General features: G+C 57.1%; 12 protein-coding genes. 7 read left to right on the top strand and 5 right to left on the bottom strand.

Annotated features, from left to right (window positions below):
• The first annotated feature begins 21 nt into the window (after positions 1 to 21).
• The 7 genes from UH5x_RS11780 to pepT all read left to right on the top strand — a co-directional run bounded on the left by UH5x_RS11780 (position 22) and on the right by pepT (position 8,631).
• Complete coding sequence (locus UH5x_RS11780) at positions 22 to 660, top strand: hypothetical protein (protein WP_482635763.1); 639 nt, start codon at positions 22 to 24, stop codon at positions 658 to 660.
• A 217-nt stretch (positions 661 to 877) separates the two neighbouring features.
• Positions 878 to 1,165 (top strand): hypothetical protein, encoded by a 288-nt coding sequence (locus tag UH5x_RS11775; RefSeq protein WP_482635762.1) that lies wholly within the window; start codon positions 878 to 880, stop codon positions 1,163 to 1,165.
• 1,317 nt (positions 1,166 to 2,482) lie between these two features.
• Entirely contained in the window at positions 2,483 to 3,091 is a 609-nt protein-coding gene (locus UH5x_RS11770) for a WD40 repeat domain-containing protein (RefSeq protein ID WP_482635761.1), read from the top strand.
• 1,712 nt (positions 3,092 to 4,803) lie between these two features.
• Positions 4,804 to 5,811, top strand: coding sequence for a sugar phosphate isomerase/epimerase family protein (locus UH5x_RS11765; protein ID WP_482635760.1), 1,008 nt, complete (start codon positions 4,804 to 4,806; stop codon positions 5,809 to 5,811).
• Positions 5,812 to 5,966: 155 nt separating this feature from the next.
• Positions 5,967 to 6,644, top strand: a complete 678-nt coding sequence (locus tag UH5x_RS11760; RefSeq protein WP_482635759.1) for a DUF3299 domain-containing protein — start codon at positions 5,967 to 5,969, stop codon at positions 6,642 to 6,644.
• Between the two features lie 134 nt (positions 6,645 to 6,778).
• On the top strand, positions 6,779 to 7,396 hold the full coding sequence (locus UH5x_RS11755; protein WP_236696120.1) for a DUF3299 domain-containing protein: 618 nt from the start codon (positions 6,779 to 6,781) through the stop codon (positions 7,394 to 7,396).
• Complete coding sequence (pepT, locus tag UH5x_RS11750) at positions 7,393 to 8,631, top strand: peptidase T (RefSeq protein WP_482635758.1); 1,239 nt, start codon at positions 7,393 to 7,395, stop codon at positions 8,629 to 8,631. Before UH5x_RS11755 ends, pepT begins: the two co-directional genes overlap by 4 nt.
• A 23-nt stretch (positions 8,632 to 8,654) precedes the next feature.
• On the opposite strand, the gene UH5x_RS11745 is transcribed toward pepT, so the two are convergent.
• The 5 genes from UH5x_RS11745 to UH5x_RS11725 form a co-directional block, all read right to left on the bottom strand.
• A complete protein-coding gene (locus tag UH5x_RS11745) occupies positions 8,655 to 9,641 on the bottom strand; it encodes a lipase (RefSeq protein ID WP_482635757.1) in 987 nt (328 codons plus the stop codon).
• 130 nt (positions 9,642 to 9,771) lie between these two features.
• Positions 9,772 to 11,760 (bottom strand): PDZ domain-containing protein, encoded by a 1,989-nt coding sequence (locus UH5x_RS11740; RefSeq protein ID WP_482635756.1) that lies wholly within the window; start codon positions 11,758 to 11,760, stop codon positions 9,772 to 9,774.
• Positions 11,761 to 11,834: 74 nt separating this feature from the next.
• Positions 11,835 to 12,911: a S1C family serine protease gene (locus UH5x_RS11735; RefSeq protein ID WP_482635755.1), complete on the bottom strand. Its 1,077-nt coding sequence runs from the start codon at positions 12,909 to 12,911 to the stop codon at positions 11,835 to 11,837.
• On the bottom strand, positions 12,908 to 14,794 hold the full coding sequence (locus UH5x_RS11730; RefSeq protein ID WP_047813621.1) for a S1C family serine protease: 1,887 nt from the start codon (positions 14,792 to 14,794) through the stop codon (positions 12,908 to 12,910). The genes UH5x_RS11735 and UH5x_RS11730 overlap by 4 nt, the downstream gene beginning before the upstream one ends.
• A gap of 63 nt (positions 14,795 to 14,857) precedes the next feature.
• Positions 14,858 to 16,102, bottom strand: a complete 1,245-nt coding sequence (locus UH5x_RS11725) for a hypothetical protein (protein WP_482635754.1) — start codon at positions 16,100 to 16,102, stop codon at positions 14,858 to 14,860.
• Positions 16,103 to 16,701: the final 599 nt, after the last annotated feature.

Here is a 16,701-nt window from a genome sequence, read left to right as displayed (position 1 = left end):
TCCGCTACACGCCAGCACTCAATGAGCAGCGACGACTGGTACCGCCGAACAACGTGGACCGAAGCCGACAGCACGGCCTTTCAGGCACGGCTCAAGCGCAGTCGTGGCACCTACCACAAGGCGCAGTACCTTCGCATTCAGGCTCACTACCTCGCCAATGCGAAGCTGGCTCAAAACGCCGTCGAACTACTCGACCAGCTTTTCGCTGACTTCCCCGACGCATCGCAACTTGCCCAAGCACACCTTCAATATGCAGAGTGCATGCTTGCGTCCGACCGAATCGACGACGCAATCACTTCCTATCGTCTCGCGTTTGACGCCGAACAGGCTTACCCCAATTCCCGATCACAGTTGTGGCTGGACTTCCCGTGGCTCATTGTGACGCGCGGTCTCACCGATCTGTTCCCTGAGATCGACGCTTATCTGGACTGGGGCGATCGCGCAACAACATTCCCAGTCGAAGAGTTTCGACTCAACACCATCCTTGCATTCGTGGCTGACGAATCTGGTAACGCCGAATCCGCCCGTTCGCATGCACGGACTGCCGTTATAGCCGCCGCTAAAGAGCACTCTGGATTTGTTCGTCACCCAACTGTTGGCCTCGTAAGCAATCCCGACATGACAGTTCTCGACCGTCTTCAGGGGCTGGCTGGCGTGTAACATGGTTTTTACGCTAGGCCTTCGGCACACCTTCCTTGGTTGGTCACGCGGGCTAGCATTGGTACAATCTCCCGTAGTTCAGACATCGTTCGCTTCGTTTAGGGCGGTGTCGTAAAATCCTTCCGTTGTGCGGACTAACCGAATGGCTTTTCGCCGTGTGACAATCGCACTTTCGACGCTTGCTCTCGTTCTATCTGGCTGCACCAAGGAACACGAAATGACCGACGACTGGCCATTTGACCAACCACGCAACTGCGCTGTCATCTCACTTCGGCAAATCGTCTTTGATGGTGCTCCGATCCTTCACGTAGTTCACGACTCGGATGACCATGGCTGGCAATTTCTCACGCTAGATGATGCGCGCGAGGAGGACGCCTCAATTGTTAGTCTTGAAGAGATTGTCAAGCTTGACCCATCGGTGCTATCCGTTGCTGATATTGAACCGGGATGGCGAGCCTGGCGTGAATCCGCGAATCACGAGTGGATTCGCGAACGCAATCAGTGATGGCTCATCTTTCGCTGCTTCCGCCGCACAACATGGTTTTTACGCTGAGGCCTTCGGCACACCTTGGCTCTTTGGCAACGGGCCTTGGCTTTGGTACACTTTCCGCAGTTCAAACATGGCTCGCTTCGTTTAGGGCGGTGTCGTAAAAACCTTCCGTTGTGCGTCCTACCGACAATGAGGTTTTCTGCTGCCTGAGGTTTTCATTAGTGTGCGATTAGTGCTTTTTAGTGTTCCCAAAAAACTTGGCTGCGCCGAACACTAATCTTCGCTAATTGGACACTAATCCGAACGGTGTGCGGACTGGGTAGGACGCTTTGACGGTCGCCTAACAAGGTTTTTGCGCAGGGCGATTCGCGAGCACCTTCGTTTGCGATACAAACGGCGCTGGCGTATCATTAGCTTTTTGTTATTCAAGCTCAACCGCTCCGTTTAGGGCGGTGTCGTAAAAACCTTCCGTTGGGTGTCCTACCGACAATGAGGTTTTCTGCTGCCAGAGGTTTTCATTAGTGTGCGATTAGTGCTTTTTAGTGTTCCCAAAAAACTTGGCTGCGCCGAACACTAATCTTCGCTAATTGGACACTAATCCGAACGGTGTGCGGACTGGGTAGGACGCTTTGACGGTCGCCTAACAAGGTTTTTGCGCAGGGCGATTCGCGAGCACCTGCGTTTGCGATACAAACGGCGCTGGCGTATCATTCGCTTTTTGTGATTCAAGATCAACCGCTTCGTTTATGGCGGTGACGTAAAAACCTTTCGTTGTACGCCGAGGTCTAAAGAAAAGGCCACATGCCGCGCTTTTCTCTAACGCAACTTCTGATGGGTACGGCACTCTTCGCGATCTTTCTGGTCTTCACTCAAACCGAAGGTTGTGGCACACGTTATTCGACGATCGAAACGCTTTCGTTCTCGTCCGACGACTCGCAGATTCTTGTAACGAAACTCACGGCTGGCGATGCACGCACACCGATGAAATGCTACAAATCCAACCTCGCTCGAACTGTTAGCTGGGTGGACACGTCGACTGGTGCCGGTCGTGGTACGGTCCATCAGGATTTCAAGCCGGGAAACTCCGGTCCCGCGTTTAGGCACTGGTGGGTTGGAAGGACTTCCGTTGTTTGCAACCCGAAAGATGATCGAATCGCATTCTCTGGCTTTGGTGGTGGTGACCTTACTTACGGGGTTGCTCAAACAACACCTACAACGATTCCACTTGCCCAACCTGCCGCAAACCTCACGGTTTCCAAATCCGGTCGCTTTGTCGCTGCCAGTGGCGCGTACCACCTCACCGTTGTGGATACTTCCACACTGAAGCCTGCGATGCAAAAACAGATTGGTGATTCACCGTTCCTCGGTGCTTCGTGGATGTCTTTCAATTCCAACGACACGCTACTTATCACGGTGGGTGACGCTGGCGGCCAAGTTTGGGATTTGGCAACTGGTACGCAAACGGCTACGCTACCGATCGACTCTGAATCTTTGGTGCGTTCAATCGCCGTAATGCCTGATGACTCCGTCGTCATCTGCTTCGACTCATCGACCAAACGCTATGATCTAACCGGTTCACTTCTGAATACGATCAACGAAACCGGCGGATACGTTTGCGCGGCATCTCGAATATCAAACATGCTGGCGATTTCCGACGGAGAAACCGTGCGTCTTTGCGACGTCACCGATGGCACGATAACACGAACACTCTCAACGTCTGGTGTCATGTCGGTTGCTGTTTCATCGGACGACAAATACCTCGCCACTGGCGACTATGACGGCAACGTCGTGCTGTTTGATTTGTTGGCGGGCAATCGACAATGGGCATCAACTCCACCGGGACGCCACCGCTGGCCATGGACAATACCCGCAACGATCCTTGGTATCTGGTGTTGGATCGCGTATCGCCTCTCCAATTGCTGGGGCGATCCTTCCTCGTAGTTCTTCGGCGGGCAACAGGGTTTTTGCGTGGGGGACTTTGGTGTGCGATCGTGCCGCTGACGGACAGGTAAAGCCCGCGTCGCCAATCACCATCCCGCCGTGGCCATTGGCCACGGCGGGATGGTGAGTTTTTCGGGGGCTCGTTTTCCGGAGGGACGCTGCTGCGCAGCAACCCCCGGCTACCATCTGACATCCCTACCGGGATGAAGAAGGGCTGAATTCGGAATGGAAGCAGGCGTCCCAAAGACGCCGTCAACACCGAGCCTTTCGCTGTCCAGACGAACGCCCCAATGGCTCACATGGTTCTGCCCCAAATTGCTGCTAACCTCCTTTGGCTTCGTCGCACCGCTAGAGTTTGGCAGTGCGGGTTGACCTTGGTACGATCTTTGGGAATTCTGGCCTCGCTCGTGTCGTTTGGGGCGCGGGCGTAGGAGACTACCAATGGCCGACGCAGGTCTTCTCGATGGCGAACCTCATTACGAACAAGCACAAAAAGCTTGAACATGCCAAGAAACCCACTGGTTTTTAAAAACGCCTCTCTGCTCGCAAACTTCGACGCGAAGCGTCTGCCAGCGTCGCGGCGGTAGTCGCGTTGCCTGCGACCCGCCCAACGAAACATACCGCTCGAAAACGTTCGGGAGCTTGTCCGCTTTGCCTCGGCCGACTTGCGAAGAACGCAAAGGGCAGTCGCTACGTCCAGTGTTGTGGGCATTGCACGGCGCAATTGGTTCCTGATCTTCGCTGTTCCCGATGCGGGACTTTCCGTGTCTGGCGTGGGCGGGCTGAGCTTCGATGCAAAGGATGTGGCAACCTGGTCTCGTAGTGCAGGATCGGTCAAAATGGTTCTACGAGGTTGACAAAGGATCATTGCATCAGACTGCCGTTCGCTGTCGTGGCTGTCGCACAAAATTGCGGGCCGCAAAGGAGCTTCCGCGTCAACAAATGGAGGCCGCTGAAGAGGTCAAACGCCGGGGATAGGTTGCTATCTCACATCGGGGTTGCAACATGGTTTGGACGCTTGCCTTGGATCGCTTCGATAGCGGATGCAACTTTTCTGCCCCGATTGCATCGGCAAGAAAACAGTCCCCCCCCTCGCAACCGCGTTTCACGGGGCGGGAGCGAGCATGGGAAGCGGCGTGTGATCCCCTCCCCGGAATTCTCGCTGAACGCTCGTCTTCCGACCCTCCCCAACTTCGTTCAGAAGGGTGAATTCGAACTTGTGAGCACGCCCGTTTTCAAGAGAACCAGGGGCAACGCCTGGGCTGATAAAGATGAAATCAACCAGGCGGTTTGGGCGGTTTCCGACGAATGGTATTGATACGGCGTTGGTCGTTATTGAAAAAGTGAAGGTCTAAATTGACAATTGTAAAATGCCGGAATGCGTGGGTGAAATCGCATCAATTTGCATTTTTCAATTGTCAATTTAACTTTTTCAATGAGTTGCATTTGGTTCGCACACTTACCACCCTGCCAAGATTTCCTTCAGTCCAGGCGATGCCCCTGGCTTCGATGATGATGGCCGTTGGCCAACAAAACCGACTGCAAAAGCGCAACTTCAAAACTCACCCTTCGGGATAGGATTGGATCAACTGGCCGTCACGCCGGGCCTCGCTGCTGCCTGCATCATCGGTCGCTACAATGGCGGGCTCCATGTTGGAAACGGTTTGGCGGGCCATCACGTTCTCATTGATCGAAGCACCCAGGAATCTGCTATGAGCGTTGAAACAAATCCGAGACGATCCGGCCGTACCGAGACGGCTTCCCCGATGCTGGGGTCGCGTCGCGCTTGGATGGCGGGCGTGGCTGGCGCTGTGGGAGCGTCGGCGTGTGCGGGTGGGGGGGCGTTGGCGGCGGACGAAAAGGATCAGCAGGGTGCAGGTCGTTCGCGAAATCCGAATCCGATCGCGGTTTCGACCTATTCCTATTGGCGTTATCGCGACGACAGCAAGCTGTCGATCGAAGAGTGCGTGGATTTGGCTGCGGACGCGGGGTTTGATGCCGTGGAGGTTCTGCATGTCCAGATGACCGACGAGTCCAACGGCACGCTTCAGCGAATTAAACAGCGAGCGTTCCGACGTGGTTTGAGTTTGTGCGGGATGTCGACTCACCAATCATTCGTTTCGCCGGATCCAGCGGAGCGTCAAAAGAACATCGATCACACAATTCACTGCATCGAGCTGGCGTATGCGATGGGCATCCCGACGATTCGCGTGAACACGGGACGCTGGGGAACGTCGGGCAGTTTCGACGAGCTGATGGCCAACAAGGGCATCGAGCCCACGCTGGAAGGGTATACGGACGAGGAGGGATTTGGGTGGGTCCGAGAAGGGTTTGAAAAGTGTTTGCCGGTTGCCGAGAAGTGCGGGGTGGTGATGGGGCTGGAAAACCACTGGGGGTTGGGACGCACCGCAGCGGGAGTCTTGCGTGTCATTGGTGAGGTGGACTCGCCCTGGTTGCGGGCGACGCTGGACACCGGCAATTTTCTCGAAGATCAGTACCAACAGTACAAGCAGTTGGCACCTGAGGCGGTGTTTGTGCAGGCCAAAACCTACTTGGGTGGAGGAACTTGGTACACGCTGGACATCGATTACAACCGTGTGGCCGAAATCCTCCGATCGGTCGACTATCGCGGCTACGTCAGTTTGGAATTCGAAGGCAGCGAAGCACACGAAACCGCGATCCCGAAGAGCTTGGCGATGTTGAGAAAGGCTTTCGGATGAGCGGGTGGGGGGGCAGGAAGCCTCGGGGTGACTTCCGGCCTGAACCCACTGGCATTTTCCGTCGTAGCAACCGGGTATCACCCTTCTTTTGACCGCGACGGTCGGTGACCGTTTCGCTTTGATTTTGTCTTCTTACGATTGGTTGGTTTCCAGTTATGTCCGCTGAAGTCCAGTTTTCAGGGGCCGCAGACGCTGCTGAGTTTCCCTACAAAGCCATCAACCGCGGTGCCATTGCGTCGTTGGTTTTCTTGATGCTGTCCTTGCCCGGGTTGATGCCGACGTTCTCGCCAATGCTGGTCCTGACGGTGCCGGGAGTTTTGGCGGGTGTGATCGCGCTGCGGGCGATCAGCCGTTTTCCGGAGGAATACAGTGGCGCGGGGGTCGCGAAATTAGGGGTGGCCGGTTGTGCGCTGCTGTTTTTGGGCGGCTTTGGTTTCCACACCTACACGTATTTGACCGAGGTTCCCGAAGGCTACGAACGCGTCGCATTTTACAAATTGCAGGGGGAGCCCAATGGGCCAGACCAACCCACGCCAGATGCATTGTCGATCGACGGGGAAGCCATCTTCCTGAAGGGGTACATCCACCCCAGCAGTGGCAGTGGGATGCTCCGCCAATTTGTGTTGGTGCCCGATCTCGGAACCTGTTGCTTTGGCGGGGATCCCCGCAGCAGTGACATGATTGAGGTGACCTTGCCGCCCGGCGAAGCGGTTCGAGCGGGCCTGACCAAACGCAAGTTGGCGGGAACCTTCAAAGTCAATCGTGTTCCACAGAGCAAAGACGACTTTGAAAACGCGATGTTCTACAAAATGCGTGTCGACCAGTACAAATAGCCGGTGCGAATCGGACGGGCACGCGATCGTGATTTGCTGTTGTGGGATCTGCGGTACAGGTTGGTACGATGGGGCGCGGCGTTGCAGGCGACCGGCACAGCGATTTTCTTCCACCAACGATGGATGCTTGTCAGATGAAACTGAATTCACGAATTGGGTCGATGGTGGTGGTTGGATGCCTCGCCATCGGAACCTCTCTTTCGGCTGTTTCTGCCGCGGATGATTCCACGACCCAGAAGGAACGCTCCGCGACAGCTCGATCGATCATCGAACAGCGCCGCGCTGCGATGCGGGGGGATGCTGCCGGGCGTGAGAAAGTGGAGGTTCGCAAGAGCAGCCTTGCGGACTTGGCCAAAGGCGATATTTCGTTTGACGATTTGACATTTGATATCGAGAAGGGCCAGGTCTTCGACGAGAAGCAACTGACCAAGGAGCTCAAGTTTCTGAATGGTCGCAAGGTGCGGTTGCGGGGCTACATGTTGCCAAGCACGTTGTACAAAGAAACCGACATCGACCAATTTGTGTTGGTGCGTGACAACCTGGAGTGCTGTTTCGGCCCGGGGGCAGCGTTGTTTGACTGCGTGATGATTGAGATGCAGCCCGGCCGAACAACCGACTTCGTTCCTCGCCCTGTCATGGTGGAAGGCACGTTTGTGCTGGACACTGAAAAGTATCGCTACCCCGGCGGCAAGGGCCCCGACGGGGCCTCTCACATGGCCGTGTTTCGAATTGAGGGACTTCGCGTCCGATGATCAACCAAGACCGATTGCTGCAACGTTTTCTTCGCTACGTTCGACTCGACACCGCCGCTGATCCGCAGTCACAGGCCTACCCCAGCACTGAAAACCAGCGAGAATTGGCGACGATGTTGGCCGATGAATTGACACAGATGGGATTGACCGACGTGGTCTTGGACGAGCATGCGGTTGTGACCGCAACCGTTCCGGCCACCATGGATGGTCAGGCACCCACCGTGGCGTTGGTGGCGCACATGGACACTTCGCCGGAGGCCCCCAGTGAGTCAGTCAATCCTCAGGTGGTCTCTTCCTACTCAGGCGGTGACATTCCGCTGTCCAGTGGGAATGCAATCACGGTCACTGGTTGTCCCGACTTAGAAAAAATGATCGGTCACACGTTGATCACGACCGATGGATCGACGTTGCTGGGTGGCGACGACAAAGCCGGGGTCGCGATCATCATGGAGCTGGCTGAGACGTTGGTGGAAAACCCACATTTGCCACACGGACCGGTTCGCGTCGTGATGACGTGCGACGAAGAAATTGGGCGCGGCACAGACAAACTGGATCTGCAGCAGTTGGATGCCACCGTGGCTTACACGGTCGATGGTGGTGGCCAAGGCATCATTGACGTGGAAACGTTTTCAGCCGATGCGATGACGCTGATTTTTCGGGGCCACAACATTCACCCTGCGATCGCGAAAGATCGGATGGTGAATTCGCTGCGGGCGGCGTCTGATTTTGCGGCTTCCCTGCCCCGCGAATCGGAAACGCCCGAGACCACGGATGGCCGGGACGGTTTCATTCACTTGCACGACATCGTTGGTGGTGTCGGTCAAACTCGTGTGGAATTGATCCTGCGATCCTTTGATAGCGAGCAGTTGACCGTTTACGCCGACAAGGTTCGTGGGCTGGCCGAGCAGGCTGCCGCGGCGTGGCCGGGGATCGAGCTGCAGTGTGATGTGCGACGGCAATATCGAAACCTCGCCGATGGGTTGGCCAAACTGCCCGAGTCGATCACGTTGGCCGAGCAAGCGTTTGAAAACTTAGGCCTGTCATGTCAGACGGCGATCGTGCGTGGCGGCACCGACGGCAGCCAACTGACGGAGAAAGGTTTGCCGACGCCGAACCTGTCCAGCGGCCAGCACAACATCCACAGCGTGCTTGAATTCGCAAGTCTCGATGAGATGGTCCGTTCCGCCAATCATCTCGTTGAGTTGCTGAAACTCTGGGGCGAGAAACGCGTCTGAAGCGATCCGTTGCAGGCCGATGATCAGTTGTTTTGAAGGAACTCGATTGTCCAGTCTTGCACGGTTGGTTCTTCCATCAGGAAGGAGTGCAGCACAGGCACTTGGTGCACCGTTTGGGCTCCTTCGAGCTGAGCTTCGTCAAGGCTGACGACAAAGTCACCTTCGCCGTCCACCAATGGATTTGCGATCGGCGTTGCGACCTTTCCTGCCACGATCGCAAAGGGAAACGATGGCGTTGCGAGTTTGGATTCCACCTCGGACCAACGAGTGCCAAGTTCCATCGCACCGGGGCCAGCGACCAGTCCAAACACGCCGGTGGGAGCGAGGCGGCGGGCAATTGCGGCCCCTTGATTGGGCGGTCCAAGCATGACCATGGACCGCATTCTCGGCAGCAAGTTGCCGGGGTCGCCGTCGGCCTGCAGGTCACCGATCAGATGTCGGGTGATGATGTTGCCCATGCTGTGGCCGACGAAAGCGAACTGGGCATCGGGCGATTGGTGCTCGAGGACTTCCCGCAGTGCGGCGGCTGATTCGGCCAGTGAGCCGCGGGTGCTGGCGTAGCCAAACCGGATCGTTTGATCGAACCCTTTGGCGTGCAGTTTGGTTTCCAGGGGCTTCATGCATTTGTCCGTTCGCATCAAGCCATGCAACAGAACCACCACCGGTCGCATGCCGGGCGATGCGATTTCAGGCTGCAGTTCGTGGAGGGCTTCGTCGACATCGGCTCGACTGCCCCAAGCCCGGCGAATGTTATTGGGATCCAGAAGCCGCCAGTGTTTGGTCACCGCATTCTGCTGGATCCGGTAACCGTTTCTGTAGTCATGATCCGTCCACAGTTGAGCCCCGCCAAGGGTCGGCAAGGGAACGTTGATGTTCTGGGCCATGGTTGTGCTCGCGGAAGTTCCCGACCAAGAATGGACGCCCCACAACGGAGCCAGTGAAACGGCGGCAATCAAAGCAAATTGCCGAGTGGATTTGAGCCGACGAACGATTGTTTGAGTGAAGTTCATGGGGCTGTTTCAGCGGTTGCAAACTGGCGGATCGTTTGGTGTTTTCTCTGTTTTCGGGGAATATTCAACCAGAGCCCAGCGTCCGGACCAATTAGCGCGCAATCTGGTCGTCACTCATCTTTTTCGTCGATCACATCGCAAGCAGCGATCGGGTCCATTGCAGGCACAGATCACGGTTGAGCGTGAGTGTGGTTTGCAAGGGGCACCCGATACGTCGAAGCGTGGCGGCCCAGAACGGCATCTCGGAGTTTGGCGGACTGGGGATCAGGACCCGAAGCAATCGTGGCGGTCCGTCCTTTCGAAGTCGGATCGCGGGCGGTTCGGTCTCGTTCGAGATGGCCACCCCTGAAAACACATTTTCCGTCGAGAGTGAGGCACCCAGTGCCATGGAATCGGCGGGATTGGCTTTCTCGCCCATCGTGAACGCGCCGCCACCGATCAGGGAAACTGCGGACGGTGACGCACCGGATTGCTTCAGCGAGGCTGCGGTCAACTTGGTGATCGCGTCGATCTCATTGGGACGCCATTGGTCGTCGGCATCGCTGCAGATCACGCACACCGCGACACGATGCTGGCGAGCGAGGTCTTTCCACGGATCGAGAATGGTGGCTGGATCGCGGTCCTTGGGGGGAGCCAAAACAATTGCCAGCGCCAGCGGCGTCGACCGTGCTTCGTCCGAAGCCGTTTCGGCGCTGGCTTCCGGTTGAGGGAACCAGATCGCTGCGGTGTTGGTGATGTCCGGCAACTGCAACGTTTCGACATTCCAATCGTCCGCGGCTGAATCGTCCGACGCTTTGAGCGATGCAATCCGATCGAGTGGGCCATCCAACGTCAGGGGATCGATCGAGACCGTTTGAGTTTCACCTTCGCGTTCAATGATCAGTTCGATTGCGGTTTCGGGTTCGGATGCCCAGAGACGCTGACGCAGGGCATTGGTGTTCAAAATGGGGGAGCCATCGAGTTGCATCAGCCGGTCGTTCGGTTTCAGAACGCCATCGGCGGGCGACTGATTCCAAACGACTTGAACAATGACGGACTCCGTCGAGGACTCGTCTGCTGCATCCTCTTCGTTCGATTCTTCGGTGACTTCATCGGTGGCAATCAGGCCGATGAATTGGGGCTGAAGTGGTGGGATGGTGGCGACCATGGTCGCGATGGTTGAAAGTGATTTGCCATCTCGTTCATAGGTGATTTCAACGTCATCACCGGCATCGAATTGGCCCAGGGCAAGTTTGATCTCCTGCCGCCGGGTGACCTTTTGGCCGCCGATTGTTTGGACTTGGTCGCCAACCTTCAGGCCGGCTTTGTCGGCGGGCGAACGTTTGCGAACGACACTCAGTTCGGTTCCTTCTGCATAGGGATCGCTGCCTGCAACGACAAAGCCCAGCAAGCCCTGTTGGATGTTGTCTCCACGACGCAGTTGTTCCAGTTTCTCGGCGATGATTGAGCTGGGGACGGCGAAGGCGATGCCGGAGTCGTACCAGGCGGTTGAGTCTTCGGCGCCGCCCTCGCCCACCGCTGGGATCACGATCCCACGAAAGCGGCCTTTCAGATCGATCAAGGGGCCGCCGTAGAATGCGGGTGAAATGCGGGCATCGGTCTGGATCGCAGTGCCGTCGAGACGACCGACTGCGGAGAGGATGCCCGTGCTGACCATTGGCGTGTTGGCTTCGCCATAGCGAGCCACTGCGACCATTGTTTCCCCGACTTTGTCGATGGTTTGATCGGTGGATGGGAATTCAATCGGTTGCCAGGTTTCGTCGCTGGAGGTGACTTTCAACAGCACCAGATCGCGGTGTTCGTCTTGGGCGACCACTGTCGCGGGGTATCGTTTTCCGCTCGGTGTGTTGACGATGATGCTGGCGGAGTCGCCACCGGTCACCCAGGAAGAGGTCAGGACGTGGCCCATTTCGTCGATCACCACACCCGATGTCGGTGCATCTTGTCGGACTTCTCCGTCGGCTTGCATGACGCCAATGACTTCGATGGTCAAGACGGCAGGCAAGGCGTCGAGAGCGACCCCGCGGACGGCTTTGGCCAAGACGTTTTGATAACGTGCCGACGAGGGAGCCTGCGCATGGCAGACGCCTGCAAGGCAGAACGAAAACGCGAACAGCATGAGCGATCGGGCCGTTCCAAACGAACGAGGAAGAAGGGTTGGTTGAAGCGGGGTTGCCAAGGGAAGCTCGCGAATCATGGGCGCAATACCAAGTCAAGGATTTCGTTGTCTCGTTGAACCACCAACGCGACTTGGTCGCGTCGATCGATCCGTCTCAACAGATCGCGAAACGCACGTTGGTGGGATACTCGGCGACCGTTGACCAGCACGATCAGGTCGTCGGGGCGGAGGTCGACACGAGCGGCAGCGGATTCTTTGTCAACGAAGTCGATGTAGGCGGGGGTGTTTTCAAGCACGTCTGGAATCAAGCCGATGCCGAGGCTCCGCGGCGAATGCGATTTTTCGCGGGGCAGCACGGGATCGGAGTCATCTGGCAGGGTTGTCTTTCGCCCAGCCAGGATGTCACCGATGGGCTGGCGAAGGACGTTGGCGGGAATGGCGTAGTTCAACCAGACACCGGTCTTGCGATCACGAAGTTCCTTGCCAAGCATTCCCAAGAATTCGCCCTCGGGATTGATCAGGGCTCCGCCGGCAGCGCCCGGGTTGTTGGCAACCAAATCGAGCAACAGGACCTCACCGCGATAAGGGGTTTGGAAGGTCCCACGGCGGGCATCCAGTTTGGTTTTCGCGGCGACGCGGCCCTGCATCACGCTGGCGGGTTCGTTGCCGGTCGCGATCCCAAATAAATTGCTGACGGCGAGCACAGGATCGCCCCAGGAGACTTGGTTGGATTCAGGGATTGGAAAGAACGGCAGGTCATCGGCTTCGATCTTCAGCACCGCCAATTCGAGCGCCGGTTCGAAGCCCACGATTTTGGATTCGAATCTTCGGCCGTCGTGAAGAATCACGACGGGATCCACGTCCAGCACATAGCTCCATGCTGTTGCGATGTGGCCTGCTGGCGAAACGAGGAAACCGCTTTGATAGGCTTCCAATCCAGACAGCCCACCGGCTCCGTAGATCTTGACCATCTTGGGTTGGACTTGATCGGAGGGCCTCGCCATCGAAGGCTGCGCGAACGCGTTGGTGAGGCCGAAGCAAGTGGTGAATGACCAGATGATGCACCCGAAGAGGATCAGCGTCCAACTTGAACGGTGCTGGACGTGTCGTGATCGAGTCAGGTGTCGTGTGGATTTTGGAACACAGCTCATGATGGATCTCCATTGATTGGAGCAGCCTGAGGCTTGGTGGCTTGCTCGACGGACCAGTCTTCGATTTGCAAGTCCAGCACGGTCATCAACCCGTAGCGAAGTTGCATGGTGGTAGGCAGCCCGTCGTCATCGGTTCCGAACCAAAGTTCAGCGGGATCGGTGTCCGTGCCAGCGATGGATTCGATCACTTCCAAGCGTTCGGATTCGGGGTGATGCAAGAAACGCGTTTCCAGATCGGAATGAATACCAATCACGGTGTCGCGAAGCGGTCGTTGTCCCGCCAGCGGCATGGTTCCCCAGTAATAGGTTTCACCGAACTGTTGGGGGCCAAGACGCAGCATGCGTTGGAGTGCGCTGAGGCAAGCCAAAATGCCTGCGTCACGTTGTTCATCCACCACTCGAAGAAGTTCATCACCGCGAGACAACTGCTGGACATCGTCGCCAATTTTCAATTGGAATTGTCCGTCACCGATTGTCAGTTGAAAGTCGCTTGGTGGTTGATCGTCAGCGACTGGAACGGTTTTGCCACGGATCTGCCACACGGGTTCTTCCGCGGATGCCTCGGCAAACTGTCCGCGAAGGCGTTCGATGAATTTCGTCTGCTGCAGTTCGTTGTAGAAGTAATTGGCATAGCCTTCCCGCATCTCGATTCGTTTGGCAGCGACTTCGGGAATGGGTTCTCCTGCCGCGTCCTTGAGCGTTTCTTTTGACTGGTCGGGTTGGGGCGTTGGAGGAGCCTCCGGCGACGCGTTGTCAGCGGGGGCTTCGGGTGACTCATCGCCGGGTTCTGGGGGCGTTGGCGGTTTAGGAGGGGCCGGGGGCGGTGGCGGCAGTGCCGACTTCATCTTCTCCAGCAATTCCGATCCACGGTGAACGCTGGCCAATCGGACCAACGTTTCAACGCTGGCGCCGTCCTGCCGATAGGTGATCGGGATTCGCCACGACGCCGGGAACGTTGCCAGGATGTTTTGAACATCGTTGGCGGTTTGGATGACCTGCCCATCGATTTCCAGGATCTCGTCCCCGTACCTCAGTCCGCGACGATAGGCATCGCTGGAACTGAGGATGTTGGTGACGCGAACGCTCCCGTCCTCGTCCGTTCCCACGGTGGCACCCAGCGTGGCATGGTCAACGATGCGGCCGCTGTGCAGGCATCCGAGGAAGTTTTGAGCTTGGTCGCCTGAGATCGCATAGCCAACACCGACGTTGACGCGGCCGCGTTTTTCAAACGAGGCTCGCCCGATGATTCCAATCAGGTCACCTTGGTTGTCGTACAACGGACCGCCGGAGTTGCCGGGGTTGATGGAGGCATCGGTTTGAAAACAGTTGCCGTATTCCAGCAGTGTGCCGGAGGGATATTGATAGCGTCGCACGCCGCTGATGATTCCGGCGGTGACAGTGGGTTGAAGGTTGGTCGCCAGCAAGAAGGGATTGCCAATTGCAAAGCACCAATCGCCCACTTGGACGGAACGGCTGGGGACAAAGTCGGCGGTCGAAAAGTCATCGCGGCCGAGCAATTGAATCAGGGCCAAGTCGCCAACGGGATCGATGCCAACGACCACGGCGTCGTAGACGTTGCCGTCACTGAGGCCGCAACGCATGTACGTGCCCGCTGGACTGCTGACGTGAAAGTTTGTCAACGCGTAGCCATCGGGAGTGATCAGCACACCGCTTCCGCCACCACCGCCTCCCGGAACAAACACCATGACGGTGGAGGGAGTCGCTTTCGCGATGCCTGCAATCCGAGCGGTTTCGAACTCTTCGATCCACTGTTGCTCATCGGGCAGAAGAGACGACTCTTCCGCACGAGCGGTGGAGGCGAACAAAGCAAGGGTCAAACAACCGATTCGCACGCAGGCGGAACCGAGACATCGAGATGGCATGGCGAATCGTATTTCTCAGTGTGAAAACGTCAGTGCGAAAAGCATCGTGGCAGCTGCCTGCTTTTATTTTAACAAGCGGGCACCCAGCCACTCGACGCGATGTCCCAGTGCATCAGCAATGGTTGGCGGCGACGTGGATGAGTCCGTGTCAGGTTGGGTGATGCGGAGTGTGAGTCGTCGAGCATCTTCCAGGGGCAAGATCAGGCCGTGTGGTTTGCGGTCTTGGACGTCCAGCGACCAAACAGTCCGGTCGTCTAACAGGACCGACACTTTCAAAGGGGCGAACTGGTCGACATCCGATGCGATTCGGACGGCGGCAACCAATTTTTGATAGCCCTCTGGAACGCGAACGACATGATCCGATGACAGGACCGTCGTCAGATTCTTCGAGTGGGTTTCTGTCGCGAACCAAGTGGATGCCAGGTCTTCTCCGACGATTGCACTCAGTGGTTCAAGCTGGCTTTGTTGGGCAACTTCTGCGTCGCAGAGGTAAAGGATTCCCCCTGACAATCGAATGTCGAGCAATTGATCGACGGGAATCGAATGTGTGATCCCGTCACCCAGGTCCAACTGCAACGACCGACCCGTGGCGTTCCAAGTGGCTTGTTCGGCCATCCAATGTGATCCCCACTGGTCGCGGATTCGAAGTGGTTTCTCTGATTCCCGATCGCTGTTGGTGGAGAAGATCACGCCTTCCAATTTGCCCAGAGGGGCGTCAACGATATTGCCGCTGAGGTCAAACGACACGGAGTCGCGTGTGATCTCCAGGATCGTGCCTTCAATGGCGTCCAATGCGTCGCCGTCGCGGCGAATGACCAAGCGGTCGCGTCGCTGGGGTTCTTCGACCAGCGCGAGCCAGTTGGCATCGGTCGCGGCGGAAGGGGCTCGGAATCGAACGGACTGCACCGCTCGAATGGAAACGTTGAACGATGGCTGCCCGACTGAGCGAATCAGCAGGTCTTCCTCTTTCATGGAGGTGGCGGCGGAGGCGATCTCGGATCCGCCACGAAGCACGACGCGGGTGGGCGGGCTGGTTCGTGCCGAGCCCTCCCACTGGATCTCTGAAATCTCGGTCAACTCCCACTGTTTGGATTGGCCGTCAGACAAAGTCACCGAAAGGGTGGAACCCGTCAGGTTGTTCAGGTGTCCTGAGTACGAGTCGCTGTCGAGGGTTTCGAGCTGGATCAGGGGGCCGGAATCGGTCCCGGCGGAGGTGTCCTGGCTGAAACCCTCCGTTTTTGGAAACACAGCGGCAAGAATCGCAAAGATTGCGGCGGAGGAGATCAGATTGCGGATCGAGCGTGTCATAGGAACCGGCTTGGGCGTAAAAATCCATTCTTCGATCGTCGGTGTGACGTCTCTACAGGATAACCGTCTTGTCAGAGGCGAAGCAGGGGAAACCGCTACTTTCACGCGGGGTGAGTGGGCAGGTGTTCACTGCTCGGGGCGGATTGGACGATCGTTCTTCTCGAAAAGTTGGTCCATTTCGATCCTTGTCCTATCGAGCGGGCAGCGCTAGGATGGTTGCAGCTTGAGCAGTCGTGTGAAGCTTGCGTGAAATGAGTTTGCGTTGCAGCGGAGTTGTGGTTACTATTCCCCCTATCAAACGGATTTAACCAGCCGAGTGGCTGGCAGTAGAAAGGTTAACCATGTCCATTCGATTCAACCAATCTTGCCCGACCTGCGGCCGACGAATTGACATTCGCGCATCGTTACTTGGATGTACCGTTGCCTGTCAGCATTGCGGTGCTGAGTTCACGGCTTGCATCAGCGATACGGCTCAGAACCATGAGTGTTCCGACGAGCTGCTTGATCGTGTGGAAGCCGCGCTTCGGCGTGCGGAGTCCGCCGCGACCAAGAGCGGTCTGGCGTCTCCGCCGATCGTCTCTCCCTCCGGCCGCAACTGA

It is taken from the genome of Rhodopirellula sp. UH5 (genome assembly GCF_056839225.1).
The sequence above is the reverse complement of the archived record's forward strand: the minus strand, read 5'-3'. Positions and strand labels throughout refer to the sequence as shown.

Coding starts and splice junctions, on each gene's coding strand:
- UH5x_RS11735 (WP_482635755.1), bottom strand. CDS start 12,911: ATGAGCTGTGTTCCAAAATCCACACGACACCTGACTCGATCACGACAC.
- UH5x_RS11775 (WP_482635762.1), top strand. CDS start 878: ATGACCGACGACTGGCCATTTGACCAACCACGCAACTGCGCTGTCATC.
- UH5x_RS11770 (WP_482635761.1), top strand. CDS start 2,483: ATGCAAAAACAGATTGGTGATTCACCGTTCCTCGGTGCTTCGTGGATG.
- UH5x_RS11725 (WP_482635754.1), bottom strand. CDS start 16,102: ATGACACGCTCGATCCGCAATCTGATCTCCTCCGCCGCAATCTTTGCG.
- UH5x_RS11760 (WP_482635759.1), top strand. CDS start 5,967: ATGTCCGCTGAAGTCCAGTTTTCAGGGGCCGCAGACGCTGCTGAGTTT.
- pepT (WP_482635758.1), top strand. CDS start 7,393: ATGATCAACCAAGACCGATTGCTGCAACGTTTTCTTCGCTACGTTCGA.
- UH5x_RS11755 (WP_236696120.1), top strand. CDS start 6,779: ATGAAACTGAATTCACGAATTGGGTCGATGGTGGTGGTTGGATGCCTC.
- UH5x_RS11730 (WP_047813621.1), bottom strand. CDS start 14,794: ATGCCATCTCGATGTCTCGGTTCCGCCTGCGTGCGAATCGGTTGTTTG.
- UH5x_RS11765 (WP_482635760.1), top strand. CDS start 4,804: ATGAGCGTTGAAACAAATCCGAGACGATCCGGCCGTACCGAGACGGCT.
- UH5x_RS11780 (WP_482635763.1), top strand. CDS start 22: ATGAGCAGCGACGACTGGTACCGCCGAACAACGTGGACCGAAGCCGAC.
- UH5x_RS11740 (WP_482635756.1), bottom strand. CDS start 11,760: ATGCTGTTCGCGTTTTCGTTCTGCCTTGCAGGCGTCTGCCATGCGCAG.
- UH5x_RS11745 (WP_482635757.1), bottom strand. CDS start 9,641: ATGAACTTCACTCAAACAATCGTTCGTCGGCTCAAATCCACTCGGCAA.